Origin of the sequence: Bradyrhizobium sp. CCBAU 45384 (assembly GCF_028128665.1) — a bacterium.
Taxonomy (GTDB): domain Bacteria; phylum Pseudomonadota; class Alphaproteobacteria; order Rhizobiales; family Xanthobacteraceae; genus Bradyrhizobium; species Bradyrhizobium manausense.
The window spans coordinates 28,211-45,927 of the sequence record NZ_LBIZ01000088.1; the positions used below are offsets into that span (position 1 = coordinate 28,211).

15 protein-coding genes are annotated in these 17,717 nt (G+C 59.9%); 10 read left to right on the forward strand and 5 right to left on the reverse strand.

Annotated features, from left to right (window positions below):
* Positions 1-72: 72 nt before the first annotated feature.
* The 7 genes from XH80_RS06595 (at position 73) to XH80_RS06625 (ending at position 6,609) form a co-directional block, all read left to right on the forward strand.
* Positions 73-846 (forward strand): 3-ketoacyl-ACP reductase, encoded by a 774-nt coding sequence (locus XH80_RS06595; RefSeq protein ID WP_271597862.1) that lies wholly within the window; start codon positions 73-75, stop codon positions 844-846.
* A gap of 161 nt (positions 847-1,007) precedes the next feature.
* Complete coding sequence (locus tag XH80_RS06600; RefSeq protein ID WP_271597863.1) at positions 1,008-2,183, forward strand: dihydrodipicolinate synthase family protein; 1,176 nt, start codon at positions 1,008-1,010, stop codon at positions 2,181-2,183.
* A 308-nt stretch (positions 2,184-2,491) separates the two neighbouring features.
* Positions 2,492-3,184 (forward strand): DUF2865 domain-containing protein, encoded by a 693-nt coding sequence (locus XH80_RS06605; RefSeq protein ID WP_442869126.1) that lies wholly within the window; start codon positions 2,492-2,494, stop codon positions 3,182-3,184.
* A gap of 555 nt (positions 3,185-3,739) precedes the next feature.
* The gene (locus XH80_RS06610) at positions 3,740-4,267 is read left to right on the forward strand and encodes a hypothetical protein (protein WP_271597864.1); all 528 of its coding nucleotides are present in this window, start codon (positions 3,740-3,742) and stop codon (positions 4,265-4,267) included.
* Between the two features lie 94 nt (positions 4,268-4,361).
* Positions 4,362-5,075, forward strand: a complete 714-nt coding sequence (locus tag XH80_RS06615; protein ID WP_271597865.1) for a hypothetical protein — start codon at positions 4,362-4,364, stop codon at positions 5,073-5,075.
* A gap of 47 nt (positions 5,076-5,122) precedes the next feature.
* On the forward strand, positions 5,123-6,085 hold the full coding sequence (locus XH80_RS06620) for a phosphotransferase enzyme family protein (protein WP_271597866.1): 963 nt from the start codon (positions 5,123-5,125) through the stop codon (positions 6,083-6,085).
* Positions 6,085-6,609 (forward strand): GNAT family N-acetyltransferase, encoded by a 525-nt coding sequence (locus XH80_RS06625; protein WP_271597867.1) that lies wholly within the window; start codon positions 6,085-6,087, stop codon positions 6,607-6,609. The genes XH80_RS06620 and XH80_RS06625 overlap by 1 nt, the downstream gene beginning before the upstream one ends.
* A gap of 375 nt (positions 6,610-6,984) precedes the next feature.
* Here the strand turns inward: XH80_RS06625 and XH80_RS06630 are convergent, their stop codons facing one another.
* From XH80_RS06630 to XH80_RS06645, 4 genes are read right to left on the reverse strand one after another with little or no spacing between them, the layout of a single operon-like run.
* The gene (locus XH80_RS06630) at positions 6,985-8,214 is read right to left on the reverse strand and encodes a Gfo/Idh/MocA family protein (RefSeq protein ID WP_271597868.1); all 1,230 of its coding nucleotides are present in this window, start codon (positions 8,212-8,214) and stop codon (positions 6,985-6,987) included.
* A gap of 1 nt (position 8,215) precedes the next feature.
* On the reverse strand, positions 8,216-9,868 hold the full coding sequence (locus XH80_RS06635) for an ABC transporter ATP-binding protein (RefSeq protein WP_271597869.1): 1,653 nt from the start codon (positions 9,866-9,868) through the stop codon (positions 8,216-8,218).
* Between the two features lie 38 nt (positions 9,869-9,906).
* The gene (gene ggt / locus XH80_RS06640; protein WP_271597870.1) at positions 9,907-11,502 is read right to left on the reverse strand and encodes a gamma-glutamyltransferase; all 1,596 of its coding nucleotides are present in this window, start codon (positions 11,500-11,502) and stop codon (positions 9,907-9,909) included.
* Between the two features lie 37 nt (positions 11,503-11,539).
* Positions 11,540-12,682 carry an ROK family transcriptional regulator gene (locus XH80_RS06645; protein WP_333968661.1) on the reverse strand — a complete coding sequence of 381 codons (1,143 nt, stop codon included), beginning with the start codon at positions 12,680-12,682 and terminating at the stop codon, positions 11,540-11,542.
* A gap of 293 nt (positions 12,683-12,975) precedes the next feature.
* Between XH80_RS06645 and XH80_RS06650 the strand changes: the two genes are divergently transcribed.
* Genes XH80_RS06650 through XH80_RS06660 form a run of 3 tightly spaced genes read left to right on the forward strand, consistent with a single transcriptional unit; the run spans position 12,976 to position 16,344 of the window.
* Positions 12,976-14,487, forward strand: coding sequence for an ABC transporter substrate-binding protein (locus XH80_RS06650; RefSeq protein WP_271597872.1), 1,512 nt, complete (start codon positions 12,976-12,978; stop codon positions 14,485-14,487).
* Between the two features lie 46 nt (positions 14,488-14,533).
* Positions 14,534-15,475: an ABC transporter permease gene (locus tag XH80_RS06655; RefSeq protein WP_271597873.1), complete on the forward strand. Its 942-nt coding sequence runs from the start codon at positions 14,534-14,536 to the stop codon at positions 15,473-15,475.
* A complete protein-coding gene (locus tag XH80_RS06660; protein WP_442869125.1) occupies positions 15,472-16,344 on the forward strand; it encodes an ABC transporter permease in 873 nt (290 codons plus the stop codon). The genes XH80_RS06655 and XH80_RS06660 overlap by 4 nt, the downstream gene beginning before the upstream one ends.
* A gap of 52 nt (positions 16,345-16,396) precedes the next feature.
* On the opposite strand, the gene XH80_RS06665 is transcribed toward XH80_RS06660, so the two are convergent.
* Positions 16,397-17,422: an aldo/keto reductase gene (locus XH80_RS06665; protein ID WP_271597874.1), complete on the reverse strand. Its 1,026-nt coding sequence runs from the start codon at positions 17,420-17,422 to the stop codon at positions 16,397-16,399.
* Between the last annotated feature and the right edge of the window lie 295 nt (positions 17,423-17,717).

The following is a 17,717-nucleotide window of genomic DNA, read 5'->3' on the forward strand; positions in this document are numbered from 1 at the left end:
CAAACCTCGAATCTCCGAATTTTATATTATAGAACGTTCCAAATTGGCTCGAGCGCGTGGAAGGAAACCGGTATGGACAATCAGCCACGACCTAGCGCTTTGGTGACGGGAGCAGGGCGCGGTATTGGGCGCGCCATCGCGCTCGCGCTATCAAGAGCCGGCTTCACTATCATTGCGAATGACCTACCCGGCTCGGAAGGTCTCGTCGAGACGGTGGCAGCCATCCGCGAAACAGGCAGGGAAGCAAAGCCTGTCGCGCTGGATATTTCTCGGATCGAGCAGCACCCTCAATTCGTGCATGAAGCCTGGAATGCCTTCAGCGGTATCGACTGCCTCGTCAACAATGCTGGTGTGTCCGTGAGGGTCCGCGATGATCTCTTGAAGATGACGCCGGAGAGCTATGACCGCGTCATGAATATCAACCTGCGTGGCCCGCTCTTTCTAACTCAGGAGATCGCACGGCGAATGATCGAAGCGAATTCATCGTCATTCCGCAGCATCATCACCGTCTCGTCGATCAATGCGGAGTTCGCGTCGATCGACCGCGGAGAGTACTGCATCTCCAAAACGGGGCTTTCCATGATGGCCCAGCTCTTCGCGATCCGACTCGCCGAGCATGGCATCGGATCGTACGAGATTCGGCCCGGAATTATACGCACCCAGATGACTGCGGTCGCGAGAGAAAAATATGATCGCCTCATCGCCGAAGGACTGACCCCGATCAAGCGCTGGGGTGAGCCCGACGACATCGGAAGGGCAGCGGCCATGTTGGCGAGCGGCCAGCTTGGTTATTCGACCGGCGAAGTCGTTCGCGTCGATGGCGGCCTTGCACTCAGGAGCCTGTGATGGCCGAGCCCCGGCGCCCTCTCCCGGCCGGTGAATATTGGTTCGAGGATCTCGCCGCCCCCGCATTCCGAGTCATGAAGCAGGATGGAACAGTCGTGCAGGAAGGCGGAACGACCCTGCTCGCCCGCTGCAGAACATCTGGACGAAGGAGGTAGCGCAAAATGACTGTCATTCGACTGCCAGGTGATAATGGCCGCTTCGAAGAATTCGCGATGCCCGCGCCCGCAACATGGCGAACGGCCAAACCGAGCCAGCCTCTGGGGCGCGTCGCCCTCTCTGCGGGACATGTCGTTTCCGACCCGTGGGCCGACATCTCTCCGATGCGCGATATCGCCATCGATTTCGAAGCCACCCAGCGCTTCCGAGATTACCTCTGGGATCTCGGATTGGGCGTTGCCGAGGCGATGGACACGGCACAGCGCGGCATGGGCCTTGATTGGCCGTCCGCACAGATATTGATCCGCAACACGGTCGAAAGCGCTAAGAGGCGACCTGGGGCCATCGTCTTCTCTGGCGTCGGCACGGATCACATCGATCCTGTAGGAGCGGATCTCAATGCGGTGCTGAGGGCCTATTCGGATCAACTTTCATTCGTTCAGGGCGTTGGCGGCCGCGTGATCATCATGGCCAGCCGGGCCTTGGTACGCGCAGCACGCGGGCCCGCCGACTATGTGGAAGTCTACAGGCGAATGCTCGCCGAAGCGGACCAGCCCGTGATCCTACACTGGCTCGGCGACATGTTCGATCCGGCGCTCGCCGGCTATTGGGGGCATCACGACGTTGCCGCGGCAATGGAGGTCTGCCTTGGAATAATCGCGGACAACGTCAAGAAGGTTGAGGGCATCAAGATCTCGCTTCTCAACGCAGAGCACGAGATTGCCATGCGCAGACAACTGCCTCCTGGGGTCAAAATGTATACTGGCGATGACTTCAATTATCCCGAGCTCATTGCTGGAGACGATCAGGGGTACAGCCATGCCTTGCTGGGCATCTTCGACGCGATCGCGCCGATCGCGTCCGCTGCCCTGCTCGCGCTAAGAAACGAGGATGGAGCGGCCGGCACCAAGGCTTTCCGTGAGATCATTGATCCAACCGTTACGCTCTCGCGCGAGCTGTTTCGGGCGCCGACCCAATACTACAAGACAGGCATCGTGTTCCTAGCCTATCTGAACGGCCACCAGGATCACTTCACGATGCTCGGAGCTCAGCAAGGAGCCCGCTCCATCCTGCACCTTTGTCGTGTCTTCCGGCTTGCCGCTTCGGTCGGGTTGCTTGCGGATCCGGACCGTGCGGCCGATCGCATGCGGACGATCTTGACCTTCCACGGGATGAAATGACGTCGGACCTTGGCGATCGGCCCGTCCCTCGCATTCGGCGAGGCCCGCTCATCTTGTCTGCGATCAGATGCACATGTAGTGTACACACCACAATGCGGAAGCGACGTCGATGCGTCGGGCTCCTCGGCGACAACCTTGAACGTTGATCGCGGCGAGCAGCACGAGATCGAGACGGCAGTTTTTAAGAAACGCAACCGAAATTGTGGCGCTTGCCGTACCCGCTCGCCTAGTTCTTTCCCCTTCTTCGCCCCGTTTAGAGCGCGTTTCTCATCCATCTTTTGGTGCTCAAGCGTCGGGTGGAGCAAGGATTGCGTGTCGAATTGTCCTTTCAGAGCAAGCTGCGCTGCGCTCTTGTTGCCGCCATCGTTGCCCCGGTGGCACTGACGCCCGAAATGAGTTTGGCCGAAGGCTTGCTTGATTTCTTTTTCGGCGGCAGCCAGAAGCAACAGCACCAGTTCTTCGGCAATCTTTTCAACAATAATCCGCAATCATCGTCGCCTCGGCCGGCAGTCGCAAGCGCGGGACCTGCCTTCTGCGTGCGCAGTTGCGACGGCAAGTATTTTCCGCTGATGCGCGGTGAAGCCTCACCGGCGCAGATGTGCCAAGCCTTCTGTCCGGCAAGCCCGACCAGGGTTTTTGTCGGGGCCAGCATCGACAGCGCCTATGCCGCAACCGGTGAACGCTACGCCGATAGCGAAAACGCCTTTGCCTATCGGAAGGCACTGCGGGCCGATTGTACCTGCAACGGCCACGATCCCGGCGGCCTGGCGTCAGTCGATCTCGCGATGGACGGCTCCTTGCGCACAGGGGACGTGCTCGCCACCGCCGATGGACTCGTCGCCTATTCCGGCATACGGGTCGGCAACGACCAGACCCCGGACTTCACGCCGGTAGCATCTTTCCCGGGCCTGACACCGGAGGTGCGCGCCCGGTTGAACGATATGAAAGTCGCGCCGGCGCGATCCGACATGGTGGCAGATAAGGCGGAACGTCCGAGGTGACCCGCACGCCGCATCTGGCGGCACCCCTCGCAGAGGGAAACATTTGCTCGCACTCCCATTTTGCCCCTCCGCTGTTAGGTCAAGAGTGCTCCCGAACGGCCCGAGTTCCGAAAGTTGGCTCCAATGAGAGTCGTTCGGATGCCAGCGACCTGCCCCTTCCGTTGACGCCGCCTCCAGCTGTCAAGGGAGGCAAAACTTTTCTACCGAACGACAGCAAACTGTTGGGCTATTTCTAGGCCGCGCTACTCGGTTTCTGATTTGGAAGCCGCCCCTTGAGTGAGGGGCGGCGGAGTTATCAATGCTTAAAGCTGAACTGAAGATTGGCGATCTCGCGGACAACATTCCGACCGTGGCTGGTCAATCAGTGTCAATTTCGGAAAGTTACATCCACCCATTTGTACATAGCAACGTTGAGAGCGTTTTGGTTCGGAGCGCTGGCCAATGGTTCTTTGTCGTCCGAGAGCGTTTCCAAACCGATGGCAATGGCCAAGCCTGCTCTGCGATAACCGTGATTTCGGATGTCCCTGTTGATCGATTTCAGCAACTTTATCAAGAGTGCTTGAACTGGCCCTCGACTTCGTTTTGCTTGAAGTTGCCTACCGTGGCGGTCGATTGCGAGTGCGGGCCGGCCAGTTGGGAAGTTTGCCGATCTACTTCTCTGTGAAGGAGCGTTGGCGCTCTGTTACACTCTCCTGGGATTTCGCTGATTTTTTGCATGAGTCGCGCCTGCTTGATGCGGAAGTGCTTGCCCATCATCTGACTATGAAGGCGTGCTATTCTGCGCGGCAGCCCTGCCTTGGTGTAAATCTCCTGACTGCTGGCGCCAAACTCTATGTTGACGGAAGTGAAACGCGGTTTGAATACGGGTCGAATGGATTGCCGCCGTCTCCGCAGTCGTTGCCAGAGGACGTTGACGCAACCGACGAGTTCAGTCGCATCCTGAGCAAAGCGGTCTTCTCGCGGGCATCGAGTATCGGCAGAAATGCGGTAGAATTGAGCGGAGGAATGGATTCTGCCTGTGTCGCGATGGCCATTAGCTCAGGGCTTTGGCTCGATAACATGTGGAGGTATCCTACTCGGTGATGAGAGGAGTCCCGCGCAAAGTGGCAGAAGGAACCGGCTTTTAGCTATTCTAAACTGCTGCGATTACACGATCGACATGCAGGACCATGTACCAATGATCAACTTAGATCTCGGCCCGAACTGTCGCTTGCCACTCCTCTCAGAGCATTACCTTGAAGCGTTCGAGTCACTCTGGAATACGTTTCGTGCCGCCGGTTGCGATACAGTGTGGTCTGGAATAGGTGGCGATGAACTGTGTGTATGCTACTCTGGAGAAGAAACAGAAACGGGATTTCCCCTTCTAAAATCCTTTGATACTGCGGTCGAGCGAGCCGAGGGACTATTGACAAGGCGTGGCCTTGAGGCTGCTCGTTCTTCTTTCCTATTTGTGGCGCCGGCGGGTGTGGTTCCGGCAACAACTCTGTTGGCCAATCTCTGCCAAGCACGCCCGCTCGCGATCAGAGGGCTCTGGCCGGTGAATCCTTTGAGCGATCCCAAGTTGGTCAGGTTTTCGGCAGAGCTCCCCTACGAATATCGATCTGACAAGCAAATCCTTCGCTCTTATCTGCACCGTCGTACGCACCTGGCGCTATTTCCGCGAAACTATGAGAAGGAGTCCTTCGAATTCATCTTGCCGGCGGCGATCGCGAACCAAGTCGCCCAACTCTCATCACAACTAGAGTCGTGTGCGTTGGCTGACTTTGGATTGGTCTCTCAGGAGGCAGTCGTGGCTCTTCTGCACGAAGTGGCTGATACGCGGGAGTTTTCTGCGACAAGCGCCTTGGTGAGAGTCTTATGGGCAGAACGGTTCGCACGGCAACTCTGCTAGTCGGACGCGCTGGCCTATCTGGAAAACTCCATGCACGCGGAGTATCGATGATGAATCTCGACGAAGATCCAAAAGCTACAACGTACCTGAGCGACTTCTGCAAAGAGCACTACGGAATTATTGGCGAGCTGACGACAGTCGTCAACGGCCTGAACTGGACACTGGCCGTCGAAGCCCGCGACGGGATGAAATACTTTGGACGTGTCTACCGAGTGAGCGGTCGTTCCAAGGCAGATGTCCTGGCGGAGCATTCGATCCTCGGCGCCATTGTCGAAACGTCATTCCTTCGAGTGATCCGGCCGCTTCGAAGCCGAGACGGAAATACCGCGTTGGAGTTGGACTTCGGCATGGGAGGGCGCCGCCTTTTCGCACTCTATCCGTGCGCGCCTGGAAGACCCATGGAATATACAGCTCACGATTTTCGAGTTGCCGGACGCGCACTAGCGGAACTGCATCGACAGGCCCATTTGACATCGCGCTCGCCAGGTAGGCAGCTATACGACCCTAACGAACTAACAGCTGCGCTTGCTCAGATTGCGGGCCATTCTGCCGACGGGCGGGAAGTCTCTTTCGAGTTGTCCGCATGCTTGGACGAACTGCTTCGCGCTGGCGCGGACCACGTCATCCTGGGGCGAGGACTCTGCCACGGGGACTTTCGGGTCAGCAATGTTCACATCGACCAGGAGTGCGCCCATATCTTCGATTGGGACGATTGCGGCGTTGGGCCATATTGGGGTGACTTGGCCAAGATGGGTACTTGGCTAGATATTCTGAACCCTCCAGGAGTTCTAGATATTTGGAAGAACTTCACGGGTTCGTACGGTTTATGCTCGGAGGATCGAACTGCTCGATTGGCGACGCGCTGGCTAATTGCCACTGGCACAGTCATCAATGCGGCGAGTGTCTTGAAACCTGAATTCGATCTTTCAGCCGAAACCCTACAAGTGTTGTTTGCGAGAACGATCGAAGCGACGAAGCGCGCCCGCGACGATACACTGAGAATTGGGTAATGATCCAAATTCGCCGGGCCTCCGATTCCGACGCTGTTTGGCTAGTCCAGCTTGTAACGGACCCTAGCTTCAATCGCGGGATGGGCGATGATGCTCAGAAAGGCGCACTCTTGGCCCTCGCGGTGCCAAAGAAGTTTGAGTTCCACAATGCGGGCCGTGGATGCATTCTGATTGCTCAGGATCAAACCGGGCCGCTTGGTTATGGAGCCTATCTTGATTCAATATCGACCGGGTACTCCTACGTTGAATACGGGGTCACCCCAAGCAAATTCCGCCGGGGTATTGGTGGGTCCATACTTGACGCCCTGATTGCCTCGGCAAGGCAGAGCGGATCCTTAGGGCTTCAGACCCTTTGTCATCTGGAGAACGTGGCGTCGATCAAGTTGTTATCATCCAGGGGCTTCGAACGTCCTGCGCTTGCCAATGATCCGGCGCCGTTCAAGAGATACACGCTGTCCTTTGCATTCGACTTCGACAATGAACCGTCGCCTATCGAAATCATCCCGCCGAGCTCCGGATCCTAACCGACAATCAATCTGAGTTGATGAATTGTGCGGAATTGGGCGGTACTCGATCTCGGCCCGGGAAGCGCATCGAGGCTGAAGCCTCGATTGAGTTCGCTAGGATTGGGCAGCACCCATGCGGGCACGCCTCCGAAAGCCATTGCGCGTGGGACGACGAACGGCTGCCGTGGTGCTGCATCAACAGGCGAGCAGCCGACGGTCGTCCTTGGGCTCGGGCTGCCATCAGCTGACCGACGAAATTGGCTCGCTTCACATCGTCCAGACCGGGCTTCGCCATCCGCCACAGACGCGGCATCTGATCGATCAGGGTCGGCCAGACGATTTTGAACGCGAAATCAGCAGGAGTCAGATCAAGATTCTGATGGTACCCTGCGCTCACCGAGCCACGAGCGGCACGTAGTGCTCGAGCTCGGAGTCCGGGAAATGCACCGTCCGTCCGAGCTCCGCCGAACGATAGAGTCCCATGAGCATTTCCATAACTCCCACTCCGTCGTCGAAAGTCTCGGCAGGGCTCGTACCAAGTCTGAATGCTTCGACCATATGACGGTTTTCGTCTGTGTAACCATAGATACCGGCTTCGTCCTCGACCACGGGCATCAAGCCTTGTTCGGCATTCTGCTTCTCGACGAGATCCTCGCCTTCGGACCCAGTCAGCGTGCGCGAAAGAAAGACCTTGAGCCCGGTTGAAAGCGATGAGAACTCCATCGAATATTCGGGGCCGAGCAGCTCGAGCTGGATACGCAGCCCGGCGCCAACGTAAGCCCACGAGGTCGTCGCCTCGATCATTAATTGGTGTCCGTCCGCATCTTCCATCGTAAGGATGCCGCGCGCGAAATCCTCGACGGGACGCTTTGCAAAATCGATTCCCATTCGTTTCTTGAGGTCGGCGGCATAATGGGGCCGTGTCCATTTTAGGTTGGCCGTAGTGGCGCTGGCGCTGACCAGCCGCAGGGATTGGCGGTTCGCACCGGGCGCAGTCAGCATGAAACGTGCGACCTCGACCGAATGACACATCATGTCGGAAAGAACTCCGCCACCCTGCTTGTCGCCCTGCCAGAACCACGGCTCGTGCGGTCCCGAATGCTCCTCCGCCGCGCGAGCAAGATAAGGGCGGCCGCTCCCAGGGACGGCCCGTCGCCAAATGATGTCCTTGCCACGAATCACCGCAGTCGAAAATATCTGGTTCTCCAGATAGCCATGGAGCAGGCCTGCATCTTCGGCAAGCCTGCGCATTTCCCGCGCCTCCGCAAGCGTGCGGGCCAACGGCTTTTCACATGCGACGGCGCGCAATGGGGCTCCAGCCTTGGTCAGCCGGTGAATCTCACGCATGATGTCGAGACGCGTGTCGTTCGGTGTCAGCAGCCAGAGCGCATCGACCTCTCCGGAAGTGGCCATCGCTTCGATGCTGTCGAACACACGCGCCTGTCCAAGGCCAAGACTGCGCGCCTTGTCGGCAATACGCGCACGCCGCTCCGCGGAGCGGCTGTACACGCCGCCGACGCTGACATTGCGCACGCCGAGCATGGACTGCAGATGGAATGCGGCGATAAAGCCGCTGCCAATGAGCCCGACACGCAGTATCGGAAGTTCGGTGAGCTTCTGCATATCAGACCTCCTTCGATGATGGTATGGGCTTAGGTCGGTCCGGGGCTTTGCGTTGCCGCCCCGGCACCGCGGCCAGCAATGCCTGCGTATAAGGATGCTCCGGCCGATTGAGCAAATCTGCGGTCGGCCTGATCTCCACGATTTCGCCAAGGCGCATCACGGCAATCCGGTCGCAGACCTGGGCCGCAACGTTGAGATCGTGGGTGATGAACAGCACCGCCAGCCGCAGCTTCTCTTTAAGTGTCTCGAGCAGGGCCAGCACCTGTGCCTGAACCGATACGTCGAGCGCAGATACTGGTTCGTCTGCGACCAGGACCTCAGGATCGAGCGCCAGCGCACGCGCAATGCCGATCCGCTGGCGCTGACCACCGGAAAATTCGTGCGGAAAACGTCGCACGGCGGCCGGATCGAGGCCGACGAGAGCCAAAAGCTCCTCGGCGCGAGTGAAAGCCTGCGCCGGCGGAACCCCATGCGCAATTGGACCGTCGGCGATGATTCGTCCGACGCGACGGCGCGGGTTGAGCGAGGCAAAGGGATCTTGGAAAACCATTTGGATGTGCTTTCGCGCGGCCCGCAGACGCGCTCCGTGCGCTTTGGAAAAATCAAGTTCGCCGATGCGGACCACGCCTGCATCGGCGTCGGTGAGACGCATCACCAATCGCCCAATCGTGCTCTTGCCGGAGCCCGACTCTCCGACTAGGCCGAGCGTCTCGCCGCGCCGGATTTCGAAGCTGACATCCTTGACGGCTGCGACGTCGGTCTGCGCTCTGAACCATCCGCTGCCTCGATAAGTCTTTGCAAGTCCGATCGTGGCACAGGCAATCGGCTCGTCCTTGACTGGCGTCCGCTGTGGCGGAACTCCACCCGGCACGGCGGCCAAAAGCCGGCGCGTATAGGGATCGCGTGGGCGCGTGAGAACATCTTCGACCGGCCCCTGTTCGACAACCCGGCCCTTTTCCATGACCGCGACGCGGTCCGCGATGTCGGCGACGACGCCGAAATCATGAGTAATGAAAAGCACCGCCATGCCGCGCCGCTGCTGGATGTCGCGGATGAGCCGAAGAATTTGCGCTTGCGTGGTGACGTCAAGCGCCGTGGTCGGCTCGTCTGCTACCAGAACCGATGGCTCGAGCGCCAGTGCCATTGCGATCATGGCGCGCTGACGTTGGCCGCCCGACAGCTGATGCGAATAGCTGTGAATGATCCGCTCGGGGTCACGCAAGCCCACTTCCTCAAGCAGCGCGCGGACTCGTTCCTGCCGTTCGGGCGGCGTCAGCTGCTCGTGCGCCTCGAACGACTCCATGATTTGACCGCCGATCCTGATCACAGGATTGAGCGCCGTCATCGGCTCCTGGAAGATCATTGCGATACGCCGCCCGCGCAATGTCCGCCATTCGGCCGGCGCCAGCCTCAGCAAATCGCGCCCTTCGAACCGAATGGCTCCAGCAACTGGACGAATAGCGTGCGGCAGCAGGCCCATCGCGGCAGAGGCGCAGACCGATTTGCCGGAACCGGATTCTCCGACAACGCAAAGGATCTCCCGCGCGTGCAAAGCAAGCGAGACGTCTTCGACAGCGAAGGTGCGATCGGCGCCGGCAGGGAGTGCCAGCGTCAGCTGCTCAATGGACAGGATCGGTTCGACGATGTCGTTCATTTTGTCCGATCCAACATCGCGTTTCTCCCTCGACCCAGTCACGCCGCCAGCGCGATGCCGTCCTTGCGATGATCCGATGCTCCGAACATGACGCCCCGTGACAGATCGATATGCACGGCCTGGAAACCTCCCAGCGGTTCGTCGGCCCGGATCACACGATGGCCGCGACCGGTCAAATCATCAGCGACCTGGGAGGAAATTGTCGGTTCGAGCGTCAACACGCCGTCGAATGCAAAGCTGCGCGGCGCATCCGAGGACTGCTGAATGTCCCAACCGCGGTCGAGCATGCCGCTCAGGATCTGCATATGTCCTGTCGCCTGATACTGACCACCCATCACGCCAAAGGCCATGACTGGCTTGCCGTGCCTGGCCAGCAGGCCCGGAATGATAGTGTGGAATGGACGCTTTCCCGGCGCGATGACGTTGGGGTGCCCGTCAATGAGTGAGAATCCCGAACCCCGATTCTGAAGCAACACGCCCGAGCGGGGCGCGTAGATGCCACTTCCGAAAGCGAAGAACAGCGAATTGATCAGAGACACCATGTTGCCGTTGCGATCGGCGACCGCGACATAGGCAGTGTCACGATGAACGGGCATGTCGAAATCCATCGGCGCGCTCGCACGCTCCCGCCTGATGCGAGAGCGCAATGTCGCGACTGATCCCTCCGAGAGCAATGCGTCGATATCGAAGGGGCGGAATGAGGGATCCGCAACGAGCGCATCGCGCTGCCGGTAAGCCGCTTTGGTCGCCTCGGCCAGGAGATGGATGCGATCTGCCTCACCGAGCGCGAGATCGGCCATATCGAAGCCGGAAAGGATTCGCGCGATCAGCAGCGCTGCCACGCCCTGTCCGTTCGGCGGACATTGCCAGATTTGATGATCACGGTAGTCGGCACTGATCGGCGTTACGTAGTCCGATCTCGCGGTCGCCAGATCCTCGGCCTCCATCAGGCCGCCCAGCGCCTTCAAGATCGAGACGATTTCATCGGCAACGGATCCTTCGTAGAACGCAGTCCGTCCCTCACGTGCGATCCGGCGCAACGTGGCGCCGAGTGCCGGATGACTGAGCTTGCCGCCGACGACGGGCGCAGCGCCACCGGGCAGATACACCGCCATCCCGGTCTCATGGCGCTCGATACGATTGGCATAGCGCGCCCAGTCCAGGGCGGCGCGCGGCGTCACCACGAACCCGTTCTCGGCCGCCTTGATCGCAGGCGCCAAAACTTCGTCCAGGCCCTTTGAACCATAATCAGCGGAGAGCCGGCACCAGGCATCGACCGCCCCCGGAATTGTAACGGCATGGGGCGAGTCATCCGGGATCGACGTCAATCCGCACCGCCGAAACCAGCCCGGCTCTGCCTTCGCCGGCGCGCGACCCGAGCCATTTATGGCGACGGGATTGCCTGAAGCGGGAGCATAAATCGCAAAGCAGTCGCCACCGACGCCGGTCATGTGCGGATCGATGACACCCTGAAGCGCGATGGCAGCAATCGCGGCGTCGACGGCGTTGCCGCCGCTGCGAAGGATTTCGACCGCAGCCAGCGTGACGGCGGGGTGAGAGGTTGCGACCATGCCCCGGTCGCCGACCGCCAGGGAGCGTCCTGGCAGCATGAAATCGCGCTGTCCCCAGCTCATGCCCTTCTCCGATCGTTGGTGTGAGCCCGGTGGATTTTCATGCCGCAACATCCGCCGCCACGGCGGGAAGGGCCAGCGGGCCCGCCTCCCTGCCGATGCCGAACAGGGAGCGATGCACAAGATCGATCGCGCTACCGACCGCACCGATCAGCGTGGCGCGATTGCCGAGCGCGCTGCGCTCGATCCGAACAGGCTGGCGCATGCATCGCCCGAGATACTCGTCGACCCGCAGCTTCAGTTCGGGGCGCGCGCCGATGCTGCCGCCCATGATGATGATCTCTGAATCGAGGACGCTGTGCACGGCCAGAATCGCACTCGCAAGGATCCGGCTGACTTCGTCGATTGCTATTCTTGCCGCCTCATCGCTATCCAGCCGATCAAAGACATCACGCACCGTGCTGCCAGAAATTCCACCAAGTCCGAGATAGCGCTCGACAATCCCCACGCTGCCGACGGCGGTTTCCAGCGTCCCCAAGCGAAGACCGCGCGTATCGTAGGGATCGCCGCCAAGTGGCAAATAGGCGATCTCGCCGGCTGCGCCACGCGCGCCGCGCACGAGATAGCCGTCCGAAAAGATGCCCATGCCGATACCGGTGCCGAGGGCGATGAAGGCGAAGCTGCGTGCTTTGCGGCTGTTGCCGCGCCAGTGCTCCCCAATCGCGGCAAGATTGACATCGTTCTCGATCGCGATATCGATCCCGAGTCGCTCGCGCAATGCGGCCCGCACATCCAGACTATCCAATCCGGGAATGTTGGGCGCGATGACGATGCTGCCCGAGGCCGGATCGATGATACCAGGGCTTCCCATCACGCCGCCGCGCAGACGTTGGACTGGTACAGATGCTTGCAGAAGCAAAGCCTCCTGCATGCGTCCGATCTGAGCGACCACGGCAGCACCACCGTCGCCGGTTGTCGGCTCGATGCTCTCGGCGACGATCTCCCCCTGCAAATCGGCAAGCGCAACGTGCAGTTTCGTGCCGCCCAGATCGACGCCCAGCACGAAAGCTGCGTCCGGCCGCAACGCGTAGGTGACCGCACTCCTGCCCACGCTGCCCTGGATTTGTCCGTCCTCGCGGACCCAGCCGTCGCGTTCGAGGTCGCGCATGACTTCGGAAATTGTTTGCTTGGACAGGCCCGTGCTGCGAGCGAGCTCGGCGCGCGAGACTGCTCGATCACGCAACAGGCGCTCGACGACGAGGCGCACGGATTGCTGTCGCGGGATAGGCAACGAGGGGGCATCTGGCATAGAGGCTCAATCCATTTCGTCAGCAGTCCGAACTAATGCCGACTTAAGTCAGCCGTCAAGAGGCACTGTCTGACGCATTTTTCCCGGATAAAGGTACCATCGTACGCCTATCTTCTAGTCCATAAGTCGATTTGTTCTGATCGTTTACAAATTCGGTTCGACGTGCTTGTCTTGTGCTTCGGCGGCGGAGCCTCGGCAGACAAGCCCTGGGGATGAAAGGAATTCGCATGAAGCGGATCGGCACAGCGTTGGCGGCAATTCTGATGATCGGATCCGGCCTTGTGTCGGCCAGTGCGGCAACACTGCGGGTCGCCATTCAGGACGATCCTGATGCGCTCGACCCCGCACTCAGCGGCACTTATTCCGGCCGGTTCGTGTTTGCGGCTCTCTGCGACAAGCTTGTCGATATCTCCCCCGATCTCAAGATCGTGCCACAGTTGGCGGAGGCCTGGGATTGGGCAGCAGACGGCAAGTCGGTAACCTTTTCCCTGCGCAAGAACGTCACGTTCCACGACGGCACCGCTTTTGATGCGGCGGCGGTCAAATTCAATATCGAGCGCATGAAGACGATGCCGGATTCGAAGCGCAAGGCCGAGCTCGCGCCGATCGTGAGCGTCGAAGCCCTCGCCGCGGACAAGGTCAAGTTCAACTTGTCTGAACCTTTCGTGCCGCTGCTTGCCAATCTCAGCGATCGTGCCGGCATGATGGTATCGCCAAAGGCCGCCGCGGAGAAAGCCGGCGAATTCTCAGCTGCGCCGGTCTGTGCGGGTCCGTTTCAATTTGTCGAGCGCAAGTCGCGCGACCTCATTCGGCTCAAGAAGTACCCTGGCTACTGGAACGCAGGGGCCGTCGGCTACGACGAGGTCGTCTATTACTACGTGCCCGACTCGACTGTGAGATTGTCGCGGGTGCGAGCGGGCGATCTCGAGCTCGCGGAACGCGTAGCGCCAACCGATCTCAAGACCGTGCGTGATGACCCCAACCTCACGCTCCATTCCGGCCAGGGACTTGCGGTCTCGCATTTGATGTTCAATGTCGGCGCAGGCGCGAAAGCCGATACGCCACTCGGCAAGAACGCGACGCTGCGGCAGGCGTTTGAACTCGCGATCGATCGCAATGTCATCAATCGCGTTGCCTTCAACGGCGAGTTCCTGGCGGATAACCAGATGATTCCGCCGTCGTCTCCGTTCTACGATTCGGCTCACAAGGCGCCGACCCGCGACGTTGCCAAAGCCAAGGCGCTGATTGCAGCAGCGGGAATGACTCGTGTTCCGGTCGAAATTTCGTACGAAAACTCGGCCGGCGACGCCCGGGTCGCACAGATCATCCAGTCAATGGCGGCCGAGGCCGGCTTCGACGTGAAGCTGCTGCCGATGGAAACGACCACTGCCATCGAGCGGTATCTGAACGGCAATTTCGAAGCCTATATCGGCAACTGGAGCGGCCGTGCCGATCCGGACCCCACACTGGTTGCATTCTTCAGTTGCGCAGGTTCCCAGAACGTCAACAAGTATTGCAATAAGGATCTCGATGCGATCCTGACTCAGGCGCGCGGCGAGGCCGACGAAGCCAAGCGCAAGGCCCTCTACGCGAAAGCAACCGATACTTACCTGACCGCGCTCTCGTCGATTCCGCTCTATCACCCCAACTGGTTCTTTGCCGCTCGCAAATCCGTCGGCGGCATCGTTATGGTGCCGGACGGGCTGCTACGCCTCGTGGGTGTCAAACCAGCGAATTGAGGCGCAACGTGTCGCAGTCTCCTCAGGTGAGGACCCGTCTGTTGCAATGAAGACCCTGCTTCTGCGCCGTCTTGCCGTCCTGCTCCCGACCCTGTTGCTGGTGTCGATGATGGTGTTCGGTCTGCAGAAGCTGCTGCCCGGGGATCCGGCGCTGGCGCTCGCCGGCGAGGAGCGCAATCCCGAGGTCATCGAGTATCTTCGGCAGAAATATCGCTTCAATGAGCCCATTCCGGTGCAATACGGCCTCTGGCTCAAGGCGGTGGTGCATGGTGATTTCGGCACCTCGGTCCGCACCAGGCTGCCGATCGGCACCATGCTGGCAGAAAAACTTCCGGTGACGATTGAGCTCGCGAGCCTATCGATGCTAGTCGCGCTGCTTGTCGGGTTGCCGATCGGAATCCTCGCGGCCCTGGGGCGTGGGACGCCACTCGACTATGGTGCAAGTCTTTTCGGACTCGCCGGACTTTCCATTCCGCATTTCTGGCTGGGGATCATGTTGATTCTTCTGTTTTCAGTGAACCTCGGCTGGCTGCCGGCCGGTGGCTTCGTTCCACCAACTGAAAGTATCGGCCGCAACCTGATCTCCATGCTGATGCCTGCTTTGGTGCTAGGGACCGGCACAGCTGCGATCATGATGCGCCATGTCCGCGGCGCGATGATTGAGGCGATGAAGCAGGACTATGTCCGCACCGCCCGCGCGAAGGGCGTTGGCGAACGTACCATCGTGCTGCGCCACGCTCTACCGAACGCACTTATCCCGGTGGTGACGCTGGGCACGTTGCAATTTGGCGAGCTACTGGCGGGCGCGGTGCTGACCGAGCAGGTCTTTTCAATCCCTGGCTTCGGCAAAATGGTCGTCGATGGCGTGTTCAGCCGCGATTATGCCGTTGTTCAGGCGGTCGTGCTCTGTACGGCGGCTATATTTCTGCTGATGAGCCTCGTTGCCGACGTGGCCTATGGGCTGCTCAATCCGAGGCTGAGGTCATGAGCACGATCGAGGCCGCTCCGGCGCCCGCTCAGATGCGTGCAGGCGGGCGCTCCGAAATTCGTCGCCTGTTGTGCGAGCCGTCCGCGGTGATCGGTGGCACCATCATCTTGTTCTTTGTCGTGCTGGCCGTGTTCGCGACGTGGATCTCGCCGTATGATCCGAACATGCCGGACTGGATGGCGATTCGTACCGCACCCAATGCAGCCCATTGGTTTGGCACAGATGATCTCGGCCGCGATGTGCTGTCTCGGGTCATCTTCGGAACTCAGGCGTCGCTCGCGGCCGGCCTGGTGTCCGTGACCGTTGCGGTGCTGATCGGCCTGCCGTTCGGTCTTATTGCCGGTTATTTCGGTGGGGCCACCGACATGGTGATCTCTCGTATTGCGGATGCTCTCCTCGCCTGCCCGTTTCTCGTCCTCGCGATCGCGCTTGCCGCGTTCCTGGGACCCAGCCTCCAGAATGCAATGATCGCGATCGGCATTTCCGCGATTCCAGTCTTCGTCCGAGTTGCACGTGCCGAGACGCTGGTTGTCTGTACCGAGGACTACATTGCGGCAGCGCGCGCTCAAGGGCTTGGTCATTTGGCGATCCTGACCGACCAAGTGCTGCCGAACGTGCTTGCACCGACCATCGTCCAAGCGACTCTCACTATGGCGATTGCAGTCCTCGCGGAGGCGAGCCTCGCCTTTCTTGGTCTTGGTCAATTGCCTCCGGCTCCCTCCTGGGGCGCTATGCTCGATGTGGCTCGGCAATTTCTCGGCGAGGCGCCGTGGATGGCACTCTTCCCCGGTCTCGCAATCATCGCTCTCGTCATCGGCTTCAACCTGATCGGCGATGGCCTCAATAGTGCGCTGAATCCCAGGCACTAGATCCGAATTTATATAGGCAAGTTCCGGAGCCGCCTCTCTCAGGTCGCCCGCTCTATCCCGGAACGGGCGCTTCTGCGTCCAGCAAGCGCGCCGCCTTGAGATCGCCCCAGAGTGCGGTTGGCACTGAGGCGGTCAGCGCAGCTACATTGCGCTCGACCTCCTGTGCATCATGCGCCCCGAGCACGACGCTAGCGACAGCCGGATGACCAAGGGCGAAATGTAGAGCGGCCGTCGCCAACGGTACTCCATGAGCTGTGCAGATACGCTGGATTTCGACGACCTTCGAAAGGATATGCGGCGGCGCATCCTGATAATTGTACTTGGCGCCCTTGATGGCGCCCGTCGCCAGAATACCGGAATTGAACACTCCGCCAAGCAGCACCGCGATGCCCTGCTTTAGCGCCAGCGGCATGAACTCCTCGAGTGCGGGCTGCTCCAGCAGCGAATAGCGTCCGGCGAGCAGCATCACATCGAAGGACCCAGCTTTCGCAAAGCGCACGCACATTTCAGCTTCATTGACACCGATCCCGATGCCCGCGACCACGCCTTCGGAACGAAGCTTGTCGAGCGCCAGATAGGCCCCGGACATCGCTTCGCGAAAGCGGTCTTCAATCGCGTTCTCACCGTGGGTCCACACATCGACATCATGGATCAGCAACAGGTCGATACGGTCGGTGCCAAGCCGCAACAGCGATTGCTCGACCGAGCGCATGGTGCCGTCGTAGGAATAGTCGACGACGGCGCGGTGCGGCTGTCCGCCGACAAACCCCGACCTTGTCTCCGGCTGGTGAAACGGATCCATCCACCGACCGGTCTTGGTGCAAAGCACCACATCGTTGCGTTGCACACGCCGGAGCGCCGTTCCACAGCGATGTTCCGACAGGCCATTGCCATAGTGGGGCGAAGTATCGAGCAAATTGATGCCGAGCTCGAAGGCGCGGCTTGCTGCAGCAATCGCGGTCTGGTCGTCGAGCTCAAGAAAGAGGTCGCCCAATGGCGCGGTTCCGAATCCGAGGATGGAAACTTCAAGTCCGGTCCGGCCAAGGGTGCGACGCGGTAAAGCCGATCGCGAAACCATGATGGATTGCTGCCCTTCTCTGCGGTCTCAATGACGCGCTGGTCTCGTAAGTGGTAATGCGCAGCCTATGTATTTGCCGCGACGTGTCAACGCGAAGGACGAGCCCGCTGCGCAAAGAAGCTCAGCTGCCACGATCGCTATGCAAACAATGTCGTAAACGACTGTGCAGCTGCGACTTACAACAAAGATAAGGAATTATGCCTCTACGCCACGCCTGATCCGCACTTAGACGCGTCTGGAAGGCAAGATCAGGTACCGCACTGCGATGGTGGCTGCGAACATGTCACTTGCTTGA

What these genes read in the sequence shown, in the direction of transcription:
- XH80_RS06595 (WP_271597862.1), top strand. Translation starts at nt 73, where the DNA reads ATGGACAATCAGCCACGACCTAGCGCTTTGGTGACGGGAGCAGGGCGC.
- XH80_RS06600 (WP_271597863.1), top strand. Translation starts at nt 1,008, where the DNA reads ATGACTGTCATTCGACTGCCAGGTGATAATGGCCGCTTCGAAGAATTC.
- XH80_RS06615 (WP_271597865.1), top strand. Translation starts at nt 4,362, where the DNA reads ATGATCAACTTAGATCTCGGCCCGAACTGTCGCTTGCCACTCCTCTCA.
- XH80_RS06620 (WP_271597866.1), top strand. Translation starts at nt 5,123, where the DNA reads ATGATGAATCTCGACGAAGATCCAAAAGCTACAACGTACCTGAGCGAC.
- XH80_RS06625 (WP_271597867.1), top strand. Translation starts at nt 6,085, where the DNA reads ATGATCCAAATTCGCCGGGCCTCCGATTCCGACGCTGTTTGGCTAGTC.
- XH80_RS06630 (WP_271597868.1), bottom strand. Translation starts at nt 8,214, where the DNA reads ATGCAGAAGCTCACCGAACTTCCGATACTGCGTGTCGGGCTCATTGGC.
- XH80_RS06635 (WP_271597869.1), bottom strand. Translation starts at nt 9,868, where the DNA reads ATGAACGACATCGTCGAACCGATCCTGTCCATTGAGCAGCTGACGCTG.
- ggt (WP_271597870.1), bottom strand. Translation starts at nt 11,502, where the DNA reads ATGAGCTGGGGACAGCGCGATTTCATGCTGCCAGGACGCTCCCTGGCG.
- XH80_RS06650 (WP_271597872.1), top strand. Translation starts at nt 12,976, where the DNA reads ATGAAGCGGATCGGCACAGCGTTGGCGGCAATTCTGATGATCGGATCC.
- XH80_RS06655 (WP_271597873.1), top strand. Translation starts at nt 14,534, where the DNA reads ATGAAGACCCTGCTTCTGCGCCGTCTTGCCGTCCTGCTCCCGACCCTG.
- XH80_RS06660 (WP_442869125.1), top strand. Translation starts at nt 15,472, where the DNA reads ATGAGCACGATCGAGGCCGCTCCGGCGCCCGCTCAGATGCGTGCAGGC.
- XH80_RS06665 (WP_271597874.1), bottom strand. Translation starts at nt 17,422, where the DNA reads ATGGTTTCGCGATCGGCTTTACCGCGTCGCACCCTTGGCCGGACCGGA.